The following is a 24,649-nucleotide window of genomic DNA, read 5'->3' on the forward strand; positions in this document are numbered from 1 at the left end:
TACCTTGCCAGCCTCACGGGACTGATTTAAAGGTGCTATTCAGGATTTCCTTTGTCCTGTTTCTCATAGTGTGAGATGGTTAACCATCTCTCGGACAAAGTCCATCGCAACTACAAGAAGTATGACAGATTGAAAATCTCGTGTCAACACCCGTTCAACCGGAACCACCGGAAGCACTTTAATAATTATACATCCTAATTGTATAATTATCCATAGTTGTTTTTACCCATTCCTATTCAGACAATAAAAAAAACCGCCATTTAGGCGGTTATACTTAATAATTTATTCAAGTTTTTGAATAGGAAAGCAGAGCAAATCATCATTATTTTAGCGACTACGCAAGGACGTTAATACGTCCTCCATATCAGGAGGGATCGGTCTGCTAAATTCTAAGTACTCTCCAGTAGTTGGATGCTTAAATCCCAGAACCGCTGCATGCAGCGCTTGGCCATCCATACGAACCCCTTTACTGCGTCCATACATAGGGTCGCCAACCAATGGATGTCCAATGAATTTCATGTGAACACGAATTTGGTGTGTCCGTCCTGTCTCCAATTGAAGTTCAAGCAGGGTATAATCACCTAACCGTTCAATGACGAGAAAATGGGTAACTGCATGCTTGCTGTTGCGTTCCGTAACCGTGAACAATTTACGGTCACCTGAATCACGACCAATCGGAGCATCTACGGTTCCCTGATCGTGACTCAAATGACCGTGGACCAATGCTATATATTTCCGAGTCACGCTATGATCCTTCAGCTGTGCTGCAAGTGATGCGTGGGCCTGATCATTTTTAGCTGCCATCAGCAGTCCTGATGTATCCTTATCAATACGGTGAACAATACCGGGACGTAATTCCCCGTTAATGCCGGAAAGGTCATGGCAGTGGTACATCAGTGCGTTGACCAGTGTTCCCGAGGAGTGTCCTGGTGCAGGATGCACAACTAGACCACGTTGCTTGTTAATGACAATAACGTCCGAATCCTCGTATACGACATCTAGCGGAATATTTTCCGGCAAAATATCTACACTTTCTGGTTCAGGTACTGATAGTACGATATGATCTTCTTCAGCCAGCTTGTAGTTCGCTTTGACCGCCGCACCGTTCACCAGTACGCGGCCATTCCCGATCCACAGCTGGATCTGGGAACGAGACACTTCCTTCATTTCTTCGGCGATGTATTTGTCTATACGTGTTTTGACATCCCCTGAATCCGCTGTCCATTCCAGAGATTCACCCTCCAGTTCGTCCTCATAAGACAGACCTATGGCTTCGCCGTTTTCATTCACTTCGTTCATGCTATGACTTCCCTTCAACGCTATCATTGCCATTCCCTTTTTCCCGACGCGATTCCAGCAATGTATCCAAAATAATCAGTGCAACACCGACGACAATTGCCGAGTCTGCCACATTAAAAATCGGGAATGTGTAGCTTCCAAAATTGAACTGTGCAAAATCAACTACTTCTCCAGAAATAGCTCGATCCAAAAAATTACCAACCGCTCCCCCAAGCACCAAACTTAGCGCAACAGGAAGTAGTTTTTGCCCAGCTCTGACCGTTTTTCTCAGGTACCATACGATACCGATCACAACTACAATTGTAATCACGATAAAAAGCCAGCGTTGCCCTTCCAAAATCCCAAAAGCGGCTCCGCGATTACGATGAGAGGTGATTAAAAAGAAATTGCCGATGACTGGTATTTGCTCGTACAATTCCATCCGCGTAGCCACCAAATATTTGACACCCTGATCAATCAAAAAAATAATTAGCGCAATACCAAAATAAATCACAGTCCTTCGTCACTCCGATCCGCTTATATCCGTTGTCGAACCCATTTATTGTAGCATAAGCCTTCTCAGATCGTCCACGAGTCCTGCAGGCTATCGAGCATAGTCCTTAAATGGAATGAACTCAATCACATTTGATTAGAATTTCCTATGTAAAAGAGGTCTTCCCGGTGCACACTACAAGGAGCATACCTGACACATTGCATGCATGTAAATCTAGAACAAGGAGAGGATTCCATGTCCCCATTGACGGAGCAACAATTGCAGGGCTTGCGTAACGAACTGCTGGAACGCAAAAAGGAAATTGAGCATCGTTTGCAAAACAACGACCATTATGGACTCGGCGATTCTCAACGCGACCAAACCGGTGAGCTTTCTCCCATCGATAACCATCCAGGCGATCTAGCTACCGAAACCTATGAGCGAGCCAAAGATATTTCCTTACTGGAGCATGACGAGTTTCAATTGGAACGTATCAAATCAGCCTTGATGGCTATGGATAAGGGAACCTATGGCATTTGCGCCGCCAGCGGCAAACCCATCCCCTATGAACGCCTGTTGGCTGTTCCCTATACCATTTATTGCAAAGAATACAGTCCTGAAACAGAAGTATCCAACAACCGTCCGGTGGAGGAAGAATTTCTCGCTCCCGCGTTCGGTAGAACAAGCCTGGATGAGCGTGAAGAACAAAACGGCTTTGACGGTGAAGATGCTTGGCAGATCGTTGAAAATTGGGGAACCTCTAACACCCCGGCCATGGCGGAAAGTGGTGAAATCCACCGCTATGATGATATGGAAATTGAAGCTGGCGATGATAATATGGGCTTCGTAGAGCCATATGAAAGCTTTGTCGCTACTGACATTTATGGCAGAAATGTATCCATTGTCCGCAGTTCTATTTATCAGCGTTATATAGAAGATGGCGAGGGTGAAGGTCTGCTGGAGCCAGATTTGCACGAGGACGAATCGTAAGAAGCTTTAAAGTGAAACACCTAGTAGGTAGTTAGCTCTAATTGTCGCTGTACGATCCGTACAATATCAGCGATATAATCACCGATAATCGGCAAATTCAACGCTCCGAGCACTTGCAGCACATAAATTATGGTAGCGGCAAAAAAAGTAAACCCTAGCGCAATGCCGATTCCACGGGAAACACCTGATATTAGATTTAGCCAAAGTAATCGCCAAGGCTTATTCAGCAGCAAAGCGTAATCTGCAATACGTGTTCGTTCCATCTGCTCTGATACAGCTTGCACCAGCTTTTCCACACGACTTAGTTTCTCTGCCTGGTCACCTGCTATTCCCTTATCTGAGGCTATGGCGGCCCCTTCTCCGTTCATCCCTCGGAGACTCCTTCCCAGTCTGCGCCTTGACCGTGCTGTCATATGCACAATCCCCCTTTTCCCATGGCTGCCCCGAAAGCAGCAAACGAGCCGAAGCACGTAACGGAGGAAACCCGTTTCCGATGCTTAGGCTCGTTTTTATATGCTGCCTGTTATTGTATTATGGGACAGGGGGCTTGTAATTATTCTCCAATATGAACGCCGATCGTTTTGCCATTCACTTCTACATGTTCCGCTGGTTCGGCTTGACCAAATGTCACCGTGGTTACCAATACGTTCTCACGCAACACAGAGTCGAAGCTTTCGATCGCCTGACGCAAATCGTTGTCTACATCCAATGTCAATGCTACATACTTTTCAATCGGCAGATCCAGCTTTTTGCGGTAGTCTTGTACCGCACGAACCACTTCACGTACCCAGCCCTCTTGCTCAAGCTCCGGTGTAATGTCTGTGTTCAACGCTACCGTTAAGCCATAGCCAGAAGCAGAAGCGAAGCCTTCTTTCGCTTTTTTCTCCACCAGCAATTCCTCAGCTGTAACTTGCAACTCTTCTCCTTCTGGAGAAGCCACGTTCAGTACCCCTTTTTCTACAACAGAACGAGTTTCTTCAGCAGACATTCCCTTGAAAAGATTTTGTAGGAATCCGACATTTTTGCCGTATTTCTTGCCTGCCACTTTCAAATTCAGCTTCAATGTAAAATCTACAAATCCGCTATCGTCCGTCTCAACATGAATATGCTTCACATTGATCTCATCTTTGATGATTTCCTCATAGCCACCCAGGTCAAAATCCTGATCCATAGACAGAATCAACTCAGACAACGGTTGACGTGTTTTCAAACCCGTTTCGTTACGGACATTACGTGCTAATTCAACGACACGACGTGCCGTTTCCATATCTCGCTCCAGTTCCAGATCAATTAAGGATTCATTGGCAGACGGATAGTCATCCAGATGAACACTTTCCCCATTGCTCAGGTTGAGGTAAATATCCTCAGCAAGCAGCGGTGTGAACGGTGCAAGCAGCTTCGCCGTCGTTAACAGCACCTCCGTCAGTGTGCGGTACGCATCCAGCTTATCTTCTGTAAGCCCGTTACCCCAGAATCGATCACGTGAACGACGGATATACCAGTTACTCAGTTCATCCACAAACGACTCAATCGCTTTGGCAGAGTTCAGGAAGTCATTGACAGACAATGCTTTGTCCACAACCAAAATTAAGCTGTTCAGACGGGACAAAATCCAGCGATCCAATTTGTGTGCCGATGGCTTGAACGGATGCTGTGCCGGATCAAATCCGTCAATATCTGCATACAAGGTCAGAAATGCGTGTGTATTGACAAGCGTATCTACCAGCTTCGATTTAGCTTCGCCTACGATGCCTTTGGAAAAACGTTTGCTATTCCATGGTGCGCTATCGGAGAGCAATGCCCAGCGGAAAGCGTCTGTACCGTACTCGTCAATTACTTCCCACGGATCGATAACATTGCCCTTCGATTTGGACATTTTCTGACCCTGCTCATCCAGTACATGGCCTGTTGCCATGACAGCTTTGTAAGGAGCTTTGCCAGTCAGCATAGTCGAAACCGCAAGCAAGCTATAGAACCAGCCACGAGTCTGGTCAATCCCTTCACAGATCATATCTGCTGGAAATTGCTGCTCGAACGTTTCATTATTCTCAAAAGGATAATGATGCTGTGCAAACGGCATAGAACCGCTATCGAACCATACGTCGATGACTTCCGGTGTGCGAGTCATTTCGTATTTACCGCATTGGCTACGAACCTTGATATCATCTACATATGGTTTGTGTAGCTCGATATCCGCCGGCACGTCCCCAATCGCACGTTCTCTCAACTCAGCAATACTGTGGGGTGCGAACTGTTCTCCAGTTTCCTCACAAACCCAGATATTAAGCGGTGTACCCCAATAGCGATCACGACTGATGTTCCAGTCCACCAGTTCCTCCAAAAACTTGCCAAAGCGTCCTTCGCGTACATGACCTGGGTACCATTCAACTTCGCTGTTGTTGGCAATCAGTTGATCCTTGATCGCAGTTGTTTTGATAAACCAGCTGTCCATAGCATAGTACAGTAATGGAGTATCGCAGCGCCAGCAGAACGGATAGCTATGCTCGTATTTTTCCTTGCTGTACAGCAAACCTTTTTCGGATAGCATTTTCACAATATCTACATCGCAATCTTTCACAAAACGGCCTGCAAAATCAGTGATTTCAGCTACATAGTTACCTTGAAGATCCACTACGTTGATAAACCCAACACCATTTTCACGACATACGCGATAGTCATCCTCACCATGTGCCGGAGCCATATGAACGATACCTGTACCGCTGGAGTCTGTTACGAACTTCGCACCCAGAATTTGGTTACCCTTTTCCACCTGAAAATAAGTAAATGGCGGGGTATAGGTTTGGCCTACCAGTTCAGAACCCGATAGTGTGCCAATCACTTCATGATCACCTTTAATTACGGTCTCAACCAGATTTTTAGCAACGATGTATACACCATCTTCTTGCTTCACACGTGCGTATTCCAGCTCAGGGTTGACAGCGAGCGCCACGTGGCTCGGCAAGGTCCAAGGTGTTGTCGTCCAGGCCAGTACATATTCACCACTGCTATGCAGCTTGAATTTGGCCGTGGCACTCAGATCCTTTACATCTTTGTAGCCCTGTGCTACTTCATGGGAACTTAGCGTCGTCTGACAATCCGGGCAATACGGACTCACACGATGACCACGATACAGCAGGTCTTTCTCATGAATCGTCGCCAAAATGTTCCATACGCTCTCGATATAGTTATTGTCCAAGGTAATGTACGGGTGATCAAGGTCTGTCCAGTATCCGATCGCTTCGGTTAAATCGCGCCATTGCTGCTCGTATTCAAACACGCTCGCTTTACATTTTTTAATAAATTTCTCAACACCATATTCTTCAATTTCAGGTTTGTGGGAGATCCCCAGTTGCTTTTGCACACCCAGTTCCACCGGCAGGCCATGCGTATCCCAACCCGCCTTTCGTACGACACGATATCCCTTCATAGTCTGATAGCGGCCGACGAAATCCTTAATTACGCGACCCAGCACATGACCGATGTGTGGTTTGCCGTTAGCTGTTGGTGGGCCCTCATAAAACACAAAATTGGGCTTTCCTTCACGATTGGTAATGGATTTACGGAATGTGTCCTCCTGTTTCCATTTGCTCAGGATGCGTAGGTCACGTGACCGTGCTTTTTCTTTAACATCCACTCTGTTCATAACGTTATACTTCCTCTCTGCTCATCATTGATTGTTCTAGCGCACTTAAAAAAGCAACAAAAAAAGCCCCATCCCTGTAAAAGGGACGAGACTGTGCTCGCGTTACCACCCTGATTCCGTAAATAGACCAATCTAAAAAGACGATCTTGTCACGACTCTCTGAGCCCTACTCTACTTCAGCAGGGCGCCATTATAACGCATGGCAAACGGTGATCGCTTACACACGCCCCAAGTTTAAGCGCTTCAGCTCACTTCTCCGGGAGGATCTTCAGTCATGTTCTGAACGTTGGCTTGCACCGGTAGGCCAACTCTCTGAGGGACAAATCATGACGTACTCGTTCCCATCAACGAATTAAACATGTTAAATTCATCGAAATCTTAAATCAGCAACATCATTGCCATGAATAACAACCATCAACCAATAGACGGATAATCGTTGAATTCAGTATAGTATTTACAGTTATAGCCTGTTTAAAGATAAAAGTCAACCCTAACAAGACCTAATAAAAGCTTGTCAGAAATCAAAATTAGTAAATTTCTTTCATTTCACGCTCGCGCTCCAGCACTTCGCGTTCCCGGTTTTCAAGTGCTTCCCAGCCATCTTGGCTTAACAAGTCGAGCTGCGCTTCCACCAATGTACGAAACCGTGCTCGGTAAATTGAAGCCTGTTTCTTCAGCTCTTCAACCTCCAACGCGATTTTACGGGATTTGGACAATGCTTCGTTCACAATACGATCCGCATTTTTTTCCGCTTCCTTCACGATCAGTTGAGATTCTTTCTTGGCGTTGTTGCGAACTTCATCAGCTGCTTCCTGCGCGACAATAATTGTCTTACTCAGTGTATCCTCAATCGTCGCGAAATGATCGAGCTTCTCCTGTACGTTCAACAACTGGGTGCTCAATTCTTTATTTTCACGGATAACGCCCTCGTAGTCCTTGATCACCTGATCCAAAAATTCATTAACCTGATCCTCGTCATAACCGCGAAGCCGGCGGGCAAATTCCTTATTATGTATATCCAATGGCGTTAATGGCATGCCGTCCACCTCCTATAAGATTGACAAAAAATTCATTTTCCGCGTCACGACGCTCAATATCATCTATCGGTCATCATACCCCGTTTTGTGAATACTGTACAGAGCAAAATCGTTCCAGTTCAACGCTATAGGTTAATTCTTTCGACAGAAATCTCATGAATCCTGCCTTCAGCTATACAAACTTACCAATTTTGACACGGAATCTACCCTTTTTTGTCATCCCGTCTGTTTCAAGCACTTTAAAACGCCCAAATCCCTGCATGGAAATAACATCTCCAACTTTAAGTGAAGTCGATGGATTCTCCTCCACCTTCCAGTTTACCCGACATCGTCCCGCTCGAATCGGTGTTAATATTTTACTGCGGCTCAATTTGTAGACGTCACTAGCAATCCCGTCCAGGCGCAAAGAAGCCACCGTCAGATCCATCGCCTCTAATGCGACTTCCTTCGTTCGGAGACTTGCTACTGGCAACAGTTCTGTCCATACATGAACACGATGTACCTGCTGCAAATGCATGGTCATAAAATCTCCGATCTCTGACGCCACCAATACATGACACCCATCATCCAGCACGTGAATGTCGCCGATTTTGCCACGCTTGATTCCAAGCCCCAAAATGGCACCTAGATAATCACCGTGCTCAAGGGTATTGATTTTATGATCATCAGAAGTGATGGAAAGGACCTGAATTCCCATTTCCTCATCGTCCAAATACGAATAATCGGGCGCAATCAGCGCCCGCTTTCGTTCCGAAGCCATGTATCCGCCATCTACCCTAATCGTGACCTTGTCTTCCTTCGAAGCAAGTGTCTCCAATATGTACTGTTGCCGCGGATCCAAAAAATCAGTCAGCTTCTGCTCATGATAAGCTCCCGCATGACTGATCCATTCGGAAGCACGATCCACATAATCCCGTTCATCCGGGTGAAAATGCTCATAAATCTCAGTCCGCATAAATCCTCCTAGACGAAATTGCCGATTAAAGAAATCAAACCGTACGATGCAAAACGCAGAGCAATCAACGCTACGATAGGTGAAATATCAATCATCCCGAAGATTGGCGGTATAAACCTGCGGAAAGGAGACAAATATGGCTCCACAAACCTGGCAAGTAAATCACCGATCACACTCTCTCTGGCATTAGGAAGCCATGACAGCAGGACATATGCAATGATCATGTACGAATAAATCTGAAATAGCCAGTAAATTACCTCGATCAAGAAAAGCTCACCTCATTCTGTTAAGTTCTTGTTCAGTGTCAGCCAGTATCTCCGTAATGGAGCCTTGAATTTCAACCGTATCCGGTGTGCACAGAAAAATATTGTTACCGACCTTCGAAATGCCGCCACTCAGTGCATACACAGTTCCACTCAAAAAATCAATGATGCGTAGCGCCTGATCCTTGCGAATTCGTTGCAAGTTAACCACGACGGTGCGGTGGGAACGGATATGGTCGGCGATTTCCTGTGCTTCATCGTAAGAACGCGGCTCATAGAGAACAACTTTCACATTTTTTTGTGAATGGATGCTGACAACATTCGTGCCCTTCTGGTTCTTACGTTTATCAAAGCTTGGGGTTTCAATTTCTTGATCTTCCGGCGTATTCATAACCTCTCGCTCTATAACTTCCTCTTCTTCCTGAAGGCCCAGAAAGTTCATGAACTTATTCATTACGCCCACTGAAAATCCTCCTCTCGTCCGACCAGTACGGAACCAAGCCGCAACCAAGTCGCTCCTTCTTCAACCGCCACTTCAAAATCATTGGACATCCCCATAGACAAGTGAACGATAGGTTCTCTAGTCAAAGCTTGTCCATTTAACCGATCACGCAGTTCACGTAATCCCCGAAACACAGGTCGAGTATGTTCTGGGTTTTCCTCATGAGGAGCCATGGTCATCAGGCCGATTACATCCACATGTTCCAACTCGCGAATTTGTTCTAGGAAAGGGGCAACTGCCTCGGAGGATAAGCCGTATTTTGAAATTTCCCCAGAAATATTGACTTGCACAAAAGCTTTGACTCGCAGTCCCAAAGCGGCTGCCTTCTTGTCCAATTCCTGAGCAAGCGATAAGCGATCAAGCGAATGTATAAATTTAAATTTTCCAATTACATCTTTAACCTTATTCGTTTGGAGATGACCAATAAAATGCCACGTTCCCCGATCACCCAACTTGCTCCATTTATCCGCAGCATCCTGCCAGCGATTTTCGCCCACATGCTCCAAGTCGTTATCCAATACGGATGCCATTGCCGCCGCCGAAACATATTTCGTGACAGCGATCACATTTACTTCATCACGCGAACGTCCGCTACGGGCACATGCCGCTTCGATACGGGCGTTAACTTCTTTAATTCGTTCCTCCAAAGACACGGGAGGACTCACCTCTCTTCCAGACCAATCCAACTCGCCATTCTTCCTGTAACGCCGCCTTCCTTGCGATATGAAAAAAATAAATCGCTGCGGCTACTCGTGCACAAGGTAGTACATTCGATATGGCTCGGCAATATTCCTGCTTTCATCATAATGTGTCGATTGCATTGTTTCAAGTCGAGTAGTGTTTTTCCACCAGTTAAGGGGAAATAAACAGAACCTTCCCATTTATCATTACCCGGGCAATCATGCTCTAAAACCCGGATTTGATTCATCACATGCTCATCTACCTCATAGGATTCAGGACCAATAGAAGGACCAATAGCTGCTAGTATATCGGACGGCTGAGATCCATATTCAGTTTGCATGGTCTGTACCATTTTCAACACAATCTCCGCAACTGTTCCCTTCCAGCCTGCATGCGCCAATCCAATCACACGATGCACGGGATCACAAAAATATAAGGGTACACAGTCCGCATAAAAGGACGTCAGCAAAATGCCTGGTATATTCGTCACAAGTCCATCTGTGTCCTGAAAAGCTGAGGCACGATCCATAAAGCCTCGCCCACGATCGGTAGCCTGGACAGCAGCAACATGATTACCGTGGACCTGCTCGCCGCACGTCCACGCTTCAGCAGCAAAACCAAGCTGCTCAGCAATCAGTCGGCGATTGCGAATGACTTTCACGGGGTCATCGCCTACATGAAACGCACAGTTCAAACTGTCGTATGGCGCTTCGCTGACACCGCCATGACGCCCTGTAAACCCCACTGTTAATCCCTGAACCTGCCGCTCCCAAGATTGGATATATAACAACTCTGGCACGGGACGTCCGCCATCTTGCATGGGCGTAGTCCCTCTAGCCTCGGTATTCACTATAAACGGTTCCATTTCGTTCTCACCTCTACTGCCCAGTGTACCAAAAAGCCGCCGCTGTGTCTTCACAACATACTAAATTACGTGTACCTGCTGTTCAAAAGCCCCGTCGGTCATTCCGCTCCTGACGTTCGATATAAGACTTTTCCTCCCTCTCATCCGGCGGCTCATGCAATCCCTCCAGTCGAACAAGCACAACATCCGAACCAATTTTCACAATGTTGCGCCACGGAATAACCAATTCGCTTCCCCCTCCAAACCAACCCATGAATCGGCTGCTGCCCGGAACCACAATAGCTTCAATTTTCCCTTGTCGTACGTCAATCTCCAGATCACTGATTTGTCCTAGACGTCGTCCATCTACAATGTTAATGACATCCTTGGTTTGAAACTCGGAAATTTTCATGGCTCTTACTGACGTTTCCGGTGCATTCACACGCATCACATCCTTTATTTCACTATATGAGTGGGAGAGCCCAAAAAATGTCCTGCAAACGCAAAAACGATCCGCACGGGATCGTTTTTATCACTGAATCATTCAAGCATTCATTTCATTAGGACTTTACATGTTTTTGCATTTGCTGTATAGCCGACTTCTCTAATCTCGAAACCTGGGCTTGAGAGATACCGATTTCGTCGGCAACCTCCATTTGCGTCTTTCCTTCATAAAAACGCATAGACAATATCATCTTTTCACGCTGGCCCAGGCGATGCATCGCTTCCCGGAGAGCGATTTCCTCAATCCATGAGACGTCTTTATTTCTGTCATCACTGATCTGATCCATCACATAGATTGGGTCGCCCCCGTCGTGATATATCGGCTCGAACAGCGAAACTGGATCCTGAATCGCATCCAATGCGAACACAACATCTTCTTTAGGCACGTTCAGCACCTCTGATATTTCAAAAATCGTTGGTTCCCGCGAGTTCAGATTTGTCAGACTGTCCCGCACCTGAAGCGCCTTATATGCAATATCCCGCAACGAACGGGACACACGGATCGGATTGTTATCCCGCAAATAACGGCGGATCTCTCCGATGATCATCGGCACCGCATAAGTGGAGAACTTTACGTTTTGCGAAAGGTCAAAATTATCAATCGCCTTCATCAGGCCGATGCATCCTACCTGGAACAAATCGTCCACAAACTCCCCCCGATTGTTAAAACGCTGAATCACACTCAGGACGAGCCGGAGATTGCCGTTGACCAATTTTTCTCTGGCTGATCGTTCATTATTTTGCTGAAGTGATGTGAACAGCTCGCGCATCTCTGCATTGGTTAATACCGGCAGTTTGGCGGTATCCACACCGCAAATTTCCACTTTGTTTCGGGTCATCGTGTCTTACCTCCCAAGGAGCAACATTAATGTACATTATCTCCTGAGGGCATTTTTTTATTCGCCGTTTCCATCGCTTCCGGATATCCCCAAGCATTATACCATTTTATTGAATTCTTTTCGTAAGCGCTTTATAATTCGTTTTTCCAGACGCGAAATATACGATTGCGATATACCCAGCAGGTCAGCAACATCCTTCTGTGTCTTTTCTTCTCCGTCTTGTAAGCCGAAGCGCAGTTCCATAATCAAACGCTCTCGATCCGTCAACTTATCCAGTGCCTTATGCAATAATTTACGATCTACTTGCTCCTCAATATTACGGTAAATGGTATCATTTTCCGTGCCCATCACATCGGAAAGCAACAACTCATTACCATCCCAATCGATATTCAGAGGCTCATCAAAAGAAACTTCCGTTCTCGTTTTGCTATTACGACGCAAATACATTAAAATCTCATTTTCAATGCATCGAGATGCATAGGTGGCAAGTTTGATTTTCTTCTCTGGATCAAAAGTGTTCACCGCTTTAATCAGCCCAATAGCACCGATGGATACGAGATCCTCAATGTTGATTCCCGTATTTTCAAATTTACGGGCGATATACACGACTAACCGCAAGTTTCTCTCAATTAGCATCGACCTTACTGCCGCATCTCCAGAAGAAAGCTTTCCAAGCAAATACTCTTCCTCGTCTCTTGTTAATGGAGGGGGGAGCGCCTCGCTACCGCCAATATAATAAATTTCTTCACTTTTCAGCCCGAATAAAAATAAAATACGATAATATTGCAGTTGCCATGCTAGCCTAAATTTCATCTTTAAATTCATTTGTTTCCTCATATCATTCTCCCCCTTTTGGAAATAGTACAAGTCTTACTGGCTCCGTCCAATTTCAGCATCGAATGTTTCTCCTCGTCTTTAAACCTTGTCCTGTACTCTTCTCCATTATCCTGATTCTGTAAAATGATCACTAGCATATGCTTCTCGTTTCAAGCTTGAATCAGCACCCCCCTCTTCGTGTGCCGTCACATCTGGATGGATGATGGCACGGTATTTGCCCTCTGCCGACAACTTTCCCCCGTCCAAGCCAATCAGCACTCGATGATGTACAAAATGAATCCCATTCATCACCACCTCTACTCGATCTGGTTTGAGTGCGAGCATAAAGGAATGACTTTTGTTAATTCCACGATAGGGAACGAGACGAACACGATCCTGCCAGTTGAACGGTTCCTCCCCCAGATCCATCACTAGTTGATCAGCATTACCCTCAGAACATTTTTGGAGCCAGGAAGCGGGTAAATACGATTCCCACAAAGCCGCCTCCATCACCATTACTGGGGTTCGGGTCAAAGGATCATGCAGTTGGTTACCTGTATCCAACAAGCCTGTACACTCAATATGATCCTGCCCAATCCACACCTGTACTTGCCCCAAAAAGCCACTCATCCTTTCTGTGCGCTGCTTCGAGGACTGCACAATACGAAAGAAAAGCATCACTCCGCCAAATGCGCATAAAATAAACCAGAATGCGATTTTCAATTCAAAAGACATTCCACCTGTTGCGGTATACCAGATGCCATTAAACAATTCCCCCGTATTTTGGAGAAAATAATGCATCCCCAAAATGCCACCTGCTGCTACAAAATTGATCATGTAAAAGGCACCCATTGTACGAAGATACTTTTGCATGCTGCCAAAACCAAAGGCCACCAGCAGCATGATGACCGATAAGGCCAGCTTAATTAGAAACGTAAATAAAAATGACAGTTCCGGCACAAACATCATGACTACGTACATTGCGCCAATTCCAGCTGAAGTCATCAATCGCCACCACACTGGACGAATCTTTCTCATCCAGGCGGTGGCCATTAGCAACACAGCATCAATGAACAAATTGGCCAAGAAAATTAAATCGATATAAACAACCAAGGATTCACCCGCCCAGCATTTTGCAGGATAGGCTTAAGTATAGTAGTCATATGGTTCAAAGTCTGTCTAACGGTGGGGACGGTGTCCGACTAATTTTGTCGGAAAGAGGAGAAGCACTGGCCGTGCGGGATGCGGAGAAAACAGAAAGAAGCCCGCATCTCCAAGGAGGATGCGGGCTGTCTAGATATAAACTAGTTATCGTTATTATTATTGCGTGAACGGTTACGTAAGAATGTCGGAATATCCAATTGGTCACTGCTTTGAGAGTTACCGAATGGACGCAAGTTAGGAGAGGACTTTTCCGTTGCTTCGGAAGCCGCTGGGTTAGCTGCTGGTCTACGTCCCGGTGCTGGTTGGCTCGGCTTACCTTCAAAACCAGTGGCGATCACGGTAACCTTAATCTCTTCTTTCAAGTCTTCATCAATGATAGCACCGAAAATCATGTTCACTTCCGGATCGGAAGCTGATGTTACAATTTCAGCCGCCTCATTGACTTCGTATAGAGACAAATTGGTGCCGCCAGTGATGTTCATAATGACACCACGCGCACCTTCTATGGATGTCTCTAGCAACGGACTCATGATAGCCTTGCGCGCTGCTTCAGCCGCACGATTTTCACCCGTCGCTTCGCCAATCCCCATCAACGCGGAACCACGCTCCGTCATGATCGTTTTTACGTCAGCGAAGTCAAGATTGATCAGACCCGGTACAGCGATCAAATCCGAAATACCTTGTACGGCCTGACGTAGAACATTATCTGCTTCACGGAATGCTTCCAGCATTGGGGTTTTCTTATCCACAATCTCAAGCAAGCGATCATTCGGGATTACAATCAAGGTATCTACTTTTTCTTTCAATCCCTCAATGCCAAGTTCAGCTTGATTGGAGCGTTTACGCCCTTCAAATGTGAATGGTCGGGTTACCACGCCTACAGTCAGCGCACCGCACTCCTTAGCAATTTCAGCAATGACAGGGGCCGCTCCGGTTCCTGTACCGCCACCCATTCCCGCAGTTACGAATACCATATCCGCGCCTTTGAGCGTATTCATAATGAGCTCACGCGACTCTTCAGCCGCTTTTTTACCCACGTCAGGGTTAGCCCCGGCACCCAAACCACGAGTCAGCTTATCGCCAATTTGAAGCTTATGCTCAGACTTCGCCAAGTGAAGCGCCTGGGCATCTGTATTGACAGTAATGAACTCTACACCCTGAACTCCATTTTCGATCATTCGGTTAACTGCATTGCTGCCGCCGCCTCCGACGCCGATCACTTTAATTTGAGCCAAGCTCTCCATTTCAAAATCAAATTCCAACATACTATTCCATCTCCCCCTCAATGTGCATGGATGGCCCGTCCATGATTGGCATAATTAGCAATGAACGTTATATAAATTCACTGAACATATTTTTTAAGCGTTCAATCAACCCCTGCTTCTGCTCGCCTTCCGCAACGGGACTGCTGCTCTTGGTTCGGTTAGTCGGCTTCTTGGTACTACCGCCACTGTTGCTAACACTAGTCGATCTCCCGCGATAGTAACGAATAGCATTATGCAAGATACCAACTCCGCTCGTGTATCCCGGATCCCTTACACCGATAAAATCAGGTACAGCGATCCTTACGGAAGCGGCCAGTTCGCTTTGTGCCACCTGAAGTACACCAGGCATGGAGACGGTGCCTCCGGTAAGTATATAACCCCCCGGAAGCTCTGTGTAACCCAAGCGCTTAACTTCCGCCTGAATGAGTTGAAAAATTTCCTGTACTCTCGGCTCAATAATAGCAGCCAAATCCTGTTGGTTGAACTCCTTATCTACATTACTGCCGATACGGGTCACTTTAAAGACGACATCGGCTGCTGCATCATCATACCAAGCGCAGCCGTATTTGAGTTTAACTTTTTCGGCTTGATCGGTAAGGGTTCTCAGTCCGTAGGCAATATCATTGGTTACAAATTCTCCGCCGATTGGGAGTGTTGATGTGGCAACAATCGTTCCTTCCTGGAAAATGGCCACATTCGTAGAACCTGCACCAATATCCACCAGCACGGAACCCATCACCTTTTCATCCTTCGAAAGAGACAACTGTCCAGCTCCGAGAGGCAACAAGACGAGATCTTTAATCCTCAGGCCAGCTTTCTCAACGCAGCGCAACAGATTATGTATTGGGGTTTTGCCTCCAGTAACAATCGTAGCCTCTACTTCGAGACGAACACCGATCATACCACGAGGGTCCTGAATTCCTTCAAGGCCATCCACGACATACTGCTTGGCTACCACGTCAATGATTTCTCTCTCCGGTGGTACGGCAATTACTTCTGCTGCCTTCAGTACACGTTCAATGTCCTCCTCACCGATTTCACGGTCCTCGTTGGACACGGCTACTACGCCATGACTATTTTGCAGACCAATATGGTTGCCTGAGATCCCCACATACACTTCTGTTATTTGAATACCAACCATGCGTTCTGCGTGATCCACGGCGTTACGGATTGATTGCACGGTTTGATCAATGTCTACAATTGCACCTTTGCGAATCCCTTCCGAGTCGGCAGATCCAACTCCAATAATATTAAAGGTTCCATTATTCATTTCCCCAATAATAGCCCGAACTTTGGATGTACCGATGTCCAAACTAACAATGATGTCATTGTTGCTCAAGTCTGTGGCACCTCCTGACTCCAAAATGAATTTCGTTCTTTAAACACACTCTGTACATATTCAACATACTCCATGCTTTCCCTCTTTTTTCTACAAATTTTTTAGAAGCCAATTTATGGTTGCAGTCACATAAAAATTTGAAGAAAAAAGAAGGAGGCAAGTCTATTACCCATAAAATCAATTCTAGCATTTTTTCACATCACTGAGTAGTATCTTTTTCTTGGCCCTCTTCGCTCGTATCGGGTTTGAATGGAACGTAGGAATCCGCCTCCAGCATTGTGATCACACCAGGCTCTTCTGTTTCTAGCACTTGGTTCAGATAGCTGATTTTAGAGTTCAACAGTGAAACAGTTGTAATAACCTCAAACTGGGAACGCGTGTACATTTTTATACGGTCTGGAAAAGAAGGAATCGGCGCCGGAATGATTTCCGAAATATCAGCTGTCCATTCTCCCGGAATGCGTGATAAAGCATCACACAGCTTCGCTTTGTAGGGATCATCTGATTTCCATTTAGTCAAAATAGGCTTTTCAACCGCTATCCCACTGCTTCCTACGCCCACGCTTGTCCCATTTGCTAGAATAGCACGCAGGCTACCGTCACTTTGCAACTCGTAAGCTACTGTAGCAAACTCCTTAATGTGAATCGTAATGATGCCCGGAAACTGCTTGTCCACTGTGACTTGCTGAATCGACTGAATTTCCCGCAGCTTCTCAGAGACGTCGGAAGCACTGACTCCGAAATATTGATCTCCGACAGCGAGACCACTTCGATTGAGAAGTTGCTCCCGGGTCGAAAATACATTACCATCAAAACGAATTTCAGAAACCTGACTCAACGAAGAACGGAAAAAGAGAACAGCGAGCAGTACAATAAACAACAAAATGAGAAGAATAGCAATCTTCCGGCTTGTTCTTTTTTTCGTTCTGTTCTTTTTAAGAACAGGTATTTGAGCATTTGGCATAGCTTCTCTCCACAAAAGCCCTTTGTCCCCCCGTTAACGGAGGGACATTATAGGCATTAATTTACGAAATCCAGCTGCTCGGGCACCGGAGACTGACGGCTCATTCGGGCACCCAATCCCTGGAAAAGACGTTCGATCCGGTCATACCCTCTGTCAATGTGATGAACCTGCTCGACAATGGTACGTCCTTGAGCGGCTAGACCGGCTATAACCAGTGCAGCTCCTGCCCGCAGATCGGTAGCCTCTACTGTAGCCCCGTACAGACGAGAAACCCCTCTTATAAAAGCAGCATTCGCATCGACCGTAATATCAGCACCCATTACATTCAGTTCATCAACATGCTTAAATCGGCTTTCGAAGACAGTCTCTTTCATCACACTGAAGCCGTCCGCCAAAGAAAGCAAAACCATGACCTGAGATTGCAAATCCGTCGGAAATGACGGATAAGGTGAGGTAACGATCCTCTCCACTGCTTTGGGACGACTCATACAACTTACGGTCATTATATCATTCAAGATGCCAATTTGAACACCAGCCCGCCTGAGGACGTGAATCAGAGCAGACAAGTGGGAAGGATTGCAGTGTGTCAACGACACACTACCTCGTGTAGCTGCCGCTGCAATCATAACCGTTCCAGCTACTATGCGGTCAGGAATGACCTCATACGTACAAGGATTGAGTTGACTGACCCCCGTGATTGTAATTGTGTCTGTTCCAGCACCGATAATATGGGCTCCCATGGCATTCAGAAAGTTTTGAAGATCCTGAATCTCTGGTTCCCTCGCTGCATTGGTAATCGTTGTTCGTCCTTCGGCCAGCGCGGCAGCCATCATAATATTTTCTGTTGCGCCTACGCTCGGAAAATCCATGTGGATGTCCGAGCCGATCAGCTTACGGGCTCGAAACGTAATTTGCTCGTCTTTCTCCTCGATCTCTGCGCCAAGAGCTTTTAAGCCCTCCAGGTGAAGATCAATTTTGCGCTCGCCTATGGCGCAGCCTCCGGGCTGATAAATGGAAACTTCTCCGTATCTAGCGAGCAACGGTCCCATTAGAAAGATAGATGACCGCATTTGCTTCATCAAATCCTCAGGAATTTGGAACGTTCGGACGGACGATGTATCCACATATACCGTTTCCTCTTCATGTCGGCATGTGCAACCAAGTCTTTCTAGGATGTGCAGCATGACCTTAATGTCTAAAAGATGGGGGACATTCCGAATTTCCACCTTACCTTGTGCAAGCAAACTTGCTGCAAGAATAGGTAGTGCCGCATTTTTTGCCCCATGGATACGTATGGTGCCTGACAGGGGACGGCCTCCCTCAATCACCAATTTGTCCAATGTATCACCTCCGAGTTTACCGCTCACCCACTACGAAAACCTCCGGAATTAGCTTGATGCCGGTTTGAGATGATATTGTACTTTGAATATGCTTCATTAGGGTAAGCACGTCCTCTGCTGTTGCTTGACCGGTATTTACAATGAAATTAGCATGCTGTACTGATACCTCAGCGCCTCCCGCCTTCAAACCTTTGAGACCTGCGCTTTCAATAAGCCGGGCAGCATAGTCTCCTGGTGGATTACGGAACACGCTTCCTGCACAAGCTAACTGTAGCGGCTGGGTCAACCTACGGCGGTCTTTAAAAGCCGCAAGCGCTGTTGAGATTTCCTCTCGGTCCCCCCGCTTCATCTGGAACACTGCCTCTGTCACCATTCCACGTTGCTCATGCAGCACGGAGTGACGATAGCTAAAGTGCATATCCTCGGCATTGTACACAGCCAATTCCCCTGTATCCAGCACAATCTCAGCGGACTGGAATATTCGTGACACATCAGACCCGTGGGCACCGGCGTTCATGTAGACAGCCCCACCGACCGATCCTGGAATACCACCAGCAAACTCAAGGCCTGACAGCCCCTGCTTGCTAGCCATAACACATAGTTTAACCAGTGAAACGCCTCCACCAGCAACGATCTGTTCATCCTCAAAACGAACATAATCAAATCCTGGTCCAAGCTTGATCACCAGTCCCCGAATCCCTTTGTCAGAGACGAGCATGTTGGAGCCCCGCCCCAACTGCATCCAGGGAATTCCGTGCTCGCTAGCCAGCTTCAAAATCCTTGCCAACTGCTCTTTGGTATCCGGGATCACAAGAGCATCGGCAGGGCCTCCGATCTTCCAGGTCGTATATTTGGACAGCGGCTCATGCTCCAGCACTTTTCCGATATCATGCTCCGCTAATAATGGCATCCATTGCTGCATTGTACTGAAACCTCCTTGTTGCTTGCCCCGCATCGTTATAAGGCTCTCACCTAACAACCGGCAGCCTGGGTGATGGTCACAATCTATAGGGTATCCTATGTAAATACCGTCCAGTGTGTGACAACCGCCCAAATCTGCGCTGCGGACTACCTATTATGGGCAAGACGCTCCATTTCTTTTACTAAAATATCTGCTGAGTCAGGCTTGCCAAGCGCAGATGCCAGCTCCGCCATTTGGCTCCGCCTTGCCTCATCCTTCATAATTTCTGCTATAGATTGAAACAGAGCCGGGCCACTTAATTCCTTTTCTGTGATCATGACAGAAGCCCCTGCCTTTTCAAGTGTACGAGCATTAGCCTCCTGATGGTTATTCGTCACATTCGGTGATGGAATCAGAATGGACGGAATGCCGAGCGATGTAATCTCTGCCAAGAAGGACGCACCTGCACGATTAACAATTAAAGAGGTACAAGCCAGCACCTCAGGCATATTGTGAATATAGGGAAGCACATGTAGATGATTGGGCAATGAGCCGATCTGATTTCGTATGCTGTCCAGCGTTTGCTCATAATAAGATTCGCCGGTTACATATACAAAATGGACGTCTTTCAGTTGCGAAAGTTGCGGAACCATTGCAATCATGGCATCGTTAATGGCCTTTGCCCCTCTGCTGCCGCCAACCACCAGGACCACAGAGCTGTTCATAGGAACCCCTATAGTTGCAAATCCCCGATCCCGGTTAGCCAGACGAACTGTTGTAGCACGCGGGTTCCCAGTGTATAGTACATTTTTAGCTTTGGGAAAAGCTCCTTCCGAGCCTTCAAAGCTAACAGCCACTGTATCCACATAGCGACTCAGAAATGCATTGGTCAATCCAGGAATTGCATTTTGTTCATGAATAATGCTGGGGATTCCCAACTTGGAAGCTGCATAAACGACAGGGCCGCATACATATCCTCCAGTGCCAATAACGATATCTGGCTTAAATTTCTTTAATAATGCTTTGGACCTACGAACTCCTTTGAAAAAGCGCATGATCGTCTTTATATTTTCCACAGACAAGCTGCGACGAAATCCTGTAATATCAATAGCCTCAAATGGAATTTTTTCCTGAGGAACCAATTTACTTTCAAGTCCTCGTTGACCGCCAATGTATAAAAATTCAGCGTCCGGATCTATTTCTTCGCACTGTCTGGCTACGGCCAGTGCTGGATATATATGTCCTCCAGTACCGCCGCCGCTCAACACGACGCGCATAAACGTTCACCTCGCATAACGTGATAAATTTAATAAAATACCCAGAGCAGTTAACATTAAGGTCAGTGAAGAACCTCCATAGCTGATTAAGGGCAGTGTTATTCCTGTCACTGGCATTAAACCGATAACAACACCAATATTAATAACGACCTGTACCGCCACCATTCCGACAATACCGACTGCAAGCAAACTGCCATAGGTATCCGGGATGGTAATAGCGACACGCATCCCTCTCCAAACAAGGACCAAAAAAAGCCCCAGTACCGTCATTCCACCGATAAAACCAAGCTCCTCCGCCAGTATAGAGAAGATAAAGTCCGTCTGTGGCTCAGGAACGTAGCTATATTTTTGCCGACTCATGCCAAGCCCCAAGCCCGCCAATCCGCCAGGACCAATCGCATATAGCGATTGAATAATTTGATAACCCGCACCAAGCGGATCAGACCATGGGTCCAGAAACGCGGTAATACGCTGGAGTCGATAGGGAGCAGCCGCAATGAGTGCAGCAAACCCCGCTGCCCCCGACAAGGCCAGTAGACCAAGATGCTTCATACGCGCGCCTGCCGTAAATACGATCAGCATGGATGCTCCCATCATTACCGTGCCTGTGCCCAAATCGGGCTGGAGCATGATGAGCCCAAAGGCCAGTCCCATGAGCCCAAGCGGAGGCAACAGCCCGCGCGTAAAAGAGCTAATATCATAGTCAGGACGACTGAGCCATTGAGAGAGAAAAAGAATCATGCCCAGCTTCATAAACTCGGAAGGCTGAATGCCAAAAGAGCTAATACCGAGCCAGCTTCGTGCTCCTCCTCTTACTACACCAATGCCAGGAATTAAAACGGCAACCAGTAGAGCCAGACAGATCAACAATACGACCTTGGCATATTTCCGCCAAATCCGATAGTCCGTTCTGGCCGTAAAGTACATGGCTACAAGGCCGAGCCCCGCAAACAGCAATTGTCGTTTAACAAAATAGTAGGAGTCCCCGTACTCGTGAAAAGCGAGGACGGCGCCCGCGCTGTATACCATAACCATGCCGATGGCTAACAAGCTTACAATACAGACGAAAAGCCATATATCTGGCGCCGGACGAGATTGCTTCATCAGGAGGCCACCCCTTGCATAAAAGTAGGGGCTTATCCAACCCCCCTACTTACAATTTATGCGCCGCCTCTTTAAAAATACGTCCACGCTCTTCATAGGATTGGAACATATCCCAACTTGCACAGGCGGGTGAGAGTAATACCACATCTCCCGTCTCAGCAAATTCAGCTGCCTTGTTTACAGCCTCCACGAGCGTAGCGGCGGCATCCTCCCCATTATCGACGACCTTGACATGCTCTATTCCAGCCTGACGAGCCCGATCTGCCAGCTTATGCCGTGTCTCACCCAAGAGCACAACGGCTTTCACACCATCCTGCAAGGACGGTACAAGCTCCGCATAATCAGAGCCACGATCCAATCCTCCGGCAATGAGTACGATGGGTTGCTTAAAGGAAGATAAGGCCATCATGGTCGCTTTGGAGTTGGTTGCTTTGGAATTGTTGTAATAAGCTACTCCACCGTGTTCTAAAACATATTCAAGCCGATGTTCTACACCGCGAAAAGAGCTTAATGGTTCCACCAATTTTGCTGGTTCTGCGCCTGCGGCTATGGCGATTGCGCAAGCAGCTAGAGCATTTTCTACGTTAAAACGACCTGGAAGCCCAATATCGGTCACGCCTATAATGGGTTGCAGTACCCCATTTCCATCACGGTATACGATGTTTCTTTCAATATCATCCGTTACATCCGGTATGTATGGCGGGTCAGCGAACACCCCTTCCTGCAAACGTTCCGTCATTGAGAAAGGAAGCAGCTTCGCTTGAATATAGGGCACAAGCTCCCGGCAGACGGGATCATCCCAGTTCACCACCGCGGTATCCGACGCTGTTTGATTGGCAAATAGACGTGCCTTGGATGCAACATAGTCCTCCATGCCTCCGTGGTAGTCCAAATGGGTCTCAGCTACATTGAGCAAGCAGGCTACAGCGGGCTTGAAATCCTTTGTTCCTTTTAACTGAAAGCTGCTCAGCTCCACAACCATCCACTCGTCCGACTTGGCGTCCACAGCCGCCTCGCATAACGGCGTACCGATATTACCAGCCACGATCGGATTCATGCCGGATGCCTCCAACAACTTGCCCACCCAAGTGGTCGTGGTCGTCTTTCCGTTGGAGCCAGTAATTCCGATAATCGGAGCTTTACATAGATGGTAGGCGACCTCAACCTCGGTCACGACCTCAATGCCGAGCTCGACAGCTTTCTGTACGGGAGGGGCCGCGTAAGGAATTCCTGGATTTTTGACAACCAGTTTCACTCCAGGATGAATCAGTCCTTCCGGGTGACCCCCGCATAAAACGGAAATTCCCAAAGCCTCTAATTCAGAAGCTTCGGGACATTGTTCCCTATCTTTTTTATCATTGACTGTGAGCTTTGCCCCGGCCTGATGTAGCACCTTGGCCACTTGTACGCCGCTTTTGGCCAGACCGATAATGACGACTTCCTGATCTCGGTATGCGTCTGGATGATTCATTTGTCTACAACCCCTTGTTGAGATAAAGTCCGAGTCCTGCCAACAGCAGTCCTACAGCCCAGAATGTGATAACTACGCGCCATTCGGACCAGCCGGACAGCTCGAAATGATGATGAATCGGGCTCATTTTGAAAATACGCTTGCCACGGGTTTTAAAGGAAGCTACCTGCAAGACCACGGACAGCATTTCAATCACGAATACACCACCGATGATGAGAAACAAAATTTCGCTTTTCGTAACAATGGCAATGGCACCAATGGCTCCGCCGATTCCCAGCGAGCCTGTGTCTCCCATAAATACCTTGGCAGGATGAGCATTATATACGAGAAAACCAAGTACAGCACCAATCATGGCCGCTGCGCAAACGGCAGCCGGAAGCGAGGTTGCTTGAATCGCCACAATGGCATAAGCAGCAAATGCAATCGCACTTGTACCGGACAGCAGCCCGTCCAGCCCATCTGTAAAATTGACAGCGTTGCTGATCGCCAACATCATGATAATAATGAACGGATAATAGAACCAGCCGCCCCAATCAAATGACCATGAGGTGCCTGGGATACCGATCGCCGTGCTGTGATCATTGCTAATCAGAAGCCAGCACATAATCGCGCCAAACAATAACTGCCCGAACAGCTTTTGACGCGCCGTCAGACCGAGCGAGCGTTTGAATACGATTTTAATATAGTCGTCCAAAAAGCCGATCAGCCCAAAACCGAGCGTAGCAACCAGTAGAACGTAAAAGTCCGTATTTTTGATAGCTGAAAACTTAAGAAAGGTCAGCGTAAAAGCCAGCAAGATTACGATACCGCCCATTGTAGGCGTACCAATCTTTTTAAGATGGCTTTGTGGCCCGTCATCCCGGACCTGCTGGCCGAATTTCATTCGCCGCAGCAGCGGAATGAGCAGTGGAGCGGCAATGACCGCCAGTATAAACGATACGACGATCGTCAGCAGCAATAATTGAATATCCATGGGAGT

General features: G+C 47.0%; 24 protein-coding genes and 1 other annotated feature. Of the genes, 1 reads left to right on the top strand and 23 read right to left on the bottom strand.

Annotated features, from left to right (window positions below):
• Nucleotides 1–327: 327 nt before the first annotated feature.
• Together MKX36_RS16100 and lspA are read right to left on the bottom strand one after the other, a co-directional pair.
• Complete coding sequence (locus MKX36_RS16100; protein WP_123797391.1) at nucleotides 328–1,299, bottom strand: RluA family pseudouridine synthase; 972 nt, start codon at nucleotides 1,297–1,299, stop codon at nucleotides 328–330.
• 1 nt (nucleotide 1,300) lies between these two features.
• Nucleotides 1,301–1,792 carry a signal peptidase II gene (gene lspA, locus MKX36_RS16105; RefSeq protein ID WP_123797392.1) on the bottom strand — a complete coding sequence of 164 codons (492 nt, stop codon included), beginning with the start codon at nucleotides 1,790–1,792 and terminating at the stop codon, nucleotides 1,301–1,303.
• 234 nt (nucleotides 1,793–2,026) lie between these two features.
• Between lspA and MKX36_RS16110 the strand changes: the two genes are divergently transcribed.
• The gene (locus MKX36_RS16110; protein ID WP_290409430.1) at nucleotides 2,027–2,761 is read left to right on the top strand and encodes a TraR/DksA C4-type zinc finger protein; all 735 of its coding nucleotides are present in this window, start codon (nucleotides 2,027–2,029) and stop codon (nucleotides 2,759–2,761) included.
• 20 nt (nucleotides 2,762–2,781) lie between these two features.
• On the opposite strand, the gene MKX36_RS16115 is transcribed toward MKX36_RS16110, so the two are convergent.
• The 21 genes from MKX36_RS16115 to mraY all read right to left on the bottom strand — a co-directional run bounded on the left by MKX36_RS16115 (nucleotide 2,782) and on the right by mraY (nucleotide 24,643).
• Nucleotides 2,782–3,174 (bottom strand): DUF5665 domain-containing protein, encoded by a 393-nt coding sequence (locus MKX36_RS16115; protein ID WP_026065489.1) that lies wholly within the window; start codon nucleotides 3,172–3,174, stop codon nucleotides 2,782–2,784.
• 140 nt (nucleotides 3,175–3,314) lie between these two features.
• Complete coding sequence (gene ileS, locus MKX36_RS16120; RefSeq protein WP_016821534.1) at nucleotides 3,315–6,404, bottom strand: isoleucine--tRNA ligase; 3,090 nt, start codon at nucleotides 6,402–6,404, stop codon at nucleotides 3,315–3,317.
• Between the two features lie 78 nt (nucleotides 6,405–6,482).
• Nucleotides 6,483–6,761 (bottom strand) — a binding site (T-box leader).
• Between the two features lie 170 nt (nucleotides 6,762–6,931).
• On the bottom strand, nucleotides 6,932–7,441 hold the full coding sequence (locus MKX36_RS16125) for a DivIVA domain-containing protein (RefSeq protein ID WP_013311075.1): 510 nt from the start codon (nucleotides 7,439–7,441) through the stop codon (nucleotides 6,932–6,934).
• A 172-nt stretch (nucleotides 7,442–7,613) separates the two neighbouring features.
• The gene (locus MKX36_RS16130; protein WP_017428125.1) at nucleotides 7,614–8,396 is read right to left on the bottom strand and encodes a YlmH family RNA-binding protein; all 783 of its coding nucleotides are present in this window, start codon (nucleotides 8,394–8,396) and stop codon (nucleotides 7,614–7,616) included.
• 8 nt (nucleotides 8,397–8,404) lie between these two features.
• Nucleotides 8,405–8,662: a YggT family protein gene (locus tag MKX36_RS16135; RefSeq protein ID WP_013372075.1), complete on the bottom strand. Its 258-nt coding sequence runs from the start codon at nucleotides 8,660–8,662 to the stop codon at nucleotides 8,405–8,407.
• Between the two features lie 7 nt (nucleotides 8,663–8,669).
• The gene (locus MKX36_RS16140; RefSeq protein WP_013372076.1) at nucleotides 8,670–9,122 is read right to left on the bottom strand and encodes a cell division protein SepF; all 453 of its coding nucleotides are present in this window, start codon (nucleotides 9,120–9,122) and stop codon (nucleotides 8,670–8,672) included.
• Nucleotides 9,113–9,814, bottom strand: a complete 702-nt coding sequence (locus MKX36_RS16145; RefSeq protein ID WP_017428126.1) for a YggS family pyridoxal phosphate-dependent enzyme — start codon at nucleotides 9,812–9,814, stop codon at nucleotides 9,113–9,115. Before MKX36_RS16145 ends, MKX36_RS16140 begins: the two co-directional genes overlap by 10 nt.
• An 8-nt stretch (nucleotides 9,815–9,822) precedes the next feature.
• Nucleotides 9,823–10,707 carry a peptidoglycan editing factor PgeF gene (pgeF, locus tag MKX36_RS16150; protein WP_318301148.1) on the bottom strand — a complete coding sequence of 295 codons (885 nt, stop codon included), beginning with the start codon at nucleotides 10,705–10,707 and terminating at the stop codon, nucleotides 9,823–9,825.
• 82 nt (nucleotides 10,708–10,789) lie between these two features.
• Nucleotides 10,790–11,134: a YlmC/YmxH family sporulation protein gene (locus tag MKX36_RS16155; protein ID WP_173426158.1), complete on the bottom strand. Its 345-nt coding sequence runs from the start codon at nucleotides 11,132–11,134 to the stop codon at nucleotides 10,790–10,792.
• A 112-nt stretch (nucleotides 11,135–11,246) separates the two neighbouring features.
• Nucleotides 11,247–12,029 carry an RNA polymerase sporulation sigma factor SigG gene (gene sigG, locus MKX36_RS16160; protein WP_013372080.1) on the bottom strand — a complete coding sequence of 261 codons (783 nt, stop codon included), beginning with the start codon at nucleotides 12,027–12,029 and terminating at the stop codon, nucleotides 11,247–11,249.
• Between the two features lie 96 nt (nucleotides 12,030–12,125).
• On the bottom strand, nucleotides 12,126–12,866 hold the full coding sequence (gene sigE, locus MKX36_RS16165) for an RNA polymerase sporulation sigma factor SigE (RefSeq protein ID WP_290409427.1): 741 nt from the start codon (nucleotides 12,864–12,866) through the stop codon (nucleotides 12,126–12,128).
• A 105-nt stretch (nucleotides 12,867–12,971) separates the two neighbouring features.
• Nucleotides 12,972–13,958 (bottom strand): sigma-E processing peptidase SpoIIGA, encoded by a 987-nt coding sequence (spoIIGA, locus tag MKX36_RS16170; RefSeq protein WP_090889359.1) that lies wholly within the window; start codon nucleotides 13,956–13,958, stop codon nucleotides 12,972–12,974.
• A 191-nt stretch (nucleotides 13,959–14,149) separates the two neighbouring features.
• On the bottom strand, nucleotides 14,150–15,274 hold the full coding sequence (gene ftsZ, locus MKX36_RS16175) for a cell division protein FtsZ (protein WP_019688024.1): 1,125 nt from the start codon (nucleotides 15,272–15,274) through the stop codon (nucleotides 14,150–14,152).
• Nucleotides 15,275–15,341: 67 nt separating this feature from the next.
• The gene (gene ftsA, locus MKX36_RS16180) at nucleotides 15,342–16,613 is read right to left on the bottom strand and encodes a cell division protein FtsA (protein WP_016821540.1); all 1,272 of its coding nucleotides are present in this window, start codon (nucleotides 16,611–16,613) and stop codon (nucleotides 15,342–15,344) included.
• Between the two features lie 199 nt (nucleotides 16,614–16,812).
• Complete coding sequence (locus tag MKX36_RS16185) at nucleotides 16,813–17,577, bottom strand: cell division protein FtsQ/DivIB (RefSeq protein ID WP_017428129.1); 765 nt, start codon at nucleotides 17,575–17,577, stop codon at nucleotides 16,813–16,815.
• A 56-nt stretch (nucleotides 17,578–17,633) separates the two neighbouring features.
• Entirely contained in the window at nucleotides 17,634–18,944 is a 1,311-nt protein-coding gene (gene murA, locus MKX36_RS16190; RefSeq protein ID WP_013372087.1) for a UDP-N-acetylglucosamine 1-carboxyvinyltransferase, read from the bottom strand.
• On the bottom strand, nucleotides 18,934–19,839 hold the full coding sequence (murB, locus tag MKX36_RS16195) for a UDP-N-acetylmuramate dehydrogenase (protein WP_016821542.1): 906 nt from the start codon (nucleotides 19,837–19,839) through the stop codon (nucleotides 18,934–18,936). The genes murA and murB overlap by 11 nt, the downstream gene beginning before the upstream one ends.
• 146 nt (nucleotides 19,840–19,985) lie before the next feature.
• Nucleotides 19,986–21,095 carry an undecaprenyldiphospho-muramoylpentapeptide beta-N-acetylglucosaminyltransferase gene (gene murG / locus MKX36_RS16200; protein ID WP_016821543.1) on the bottom strand — a complete coding sequence of 370 codons (1,110 nt, stop codon included), beginning with the start codon at nucleotides 21,093–21,095 and terminating at the stop codon, nucleotides 19,986–19,988.
• A 6-nt stretch (nucleotides 21,096–21,101) separates the two neighbouring features.
• Complete coding sequence (spoVE, locus tag MKX36_RS16205; RefSeq protein WP_031461775.1) at nucleotides 21,102–22,199, bottom strand: stage V sporulation protein E; 1,098 nt, start codon at nucleotides 22,197–22,199, stop codon at nucleotides 21,102–21,104.
• A gap of 49 nt (nucleotides 22,200–22,248) precedes the next feature.
• The gene (murD, locus tag MKX36_RS16210; protein ID WP_031461776.1) at nucleotides 22,249–23,670 is read right to left on the bottom strand and encodes a UDP-N-acetylmuramoyl-L-alanine--D-glutamate ligase; all 1,422 of its coding nucleotides are present in this window, start codon (nucleotides 23,668–23,670) and stop codon (nucleotides 22,249–22,251) included.
• A 4-nt stretch (nucleotides 23,671–23,674) separates the two neighbouring features.
• Nucleotides 23,675–24,643, bottom strand: coding sequence for a phospho-N-acetylmuramoyl-pentapeptide-transferase (mraY, locus tag MKX36_RS16215; protein WP_013372092.1), 969 nt, complete (start codon nucleotides 24,641–24,643; stop codon nucleotides 23,675–23,677).
• Between the last annotated feature and the right edge of the window lie 6 nt (nucleotides 24,644–24,649).

Origin of the sequence: Paenibacillus sp. FSL W8-0439 (assembly GCF_038008995.1) — a bacterium.
GTDB lineage: Bacteria > Bacillota > Bacilli > Paenibacillales > Paenibacillaceae > Paenibacillus > Paenibacillus polymyxa.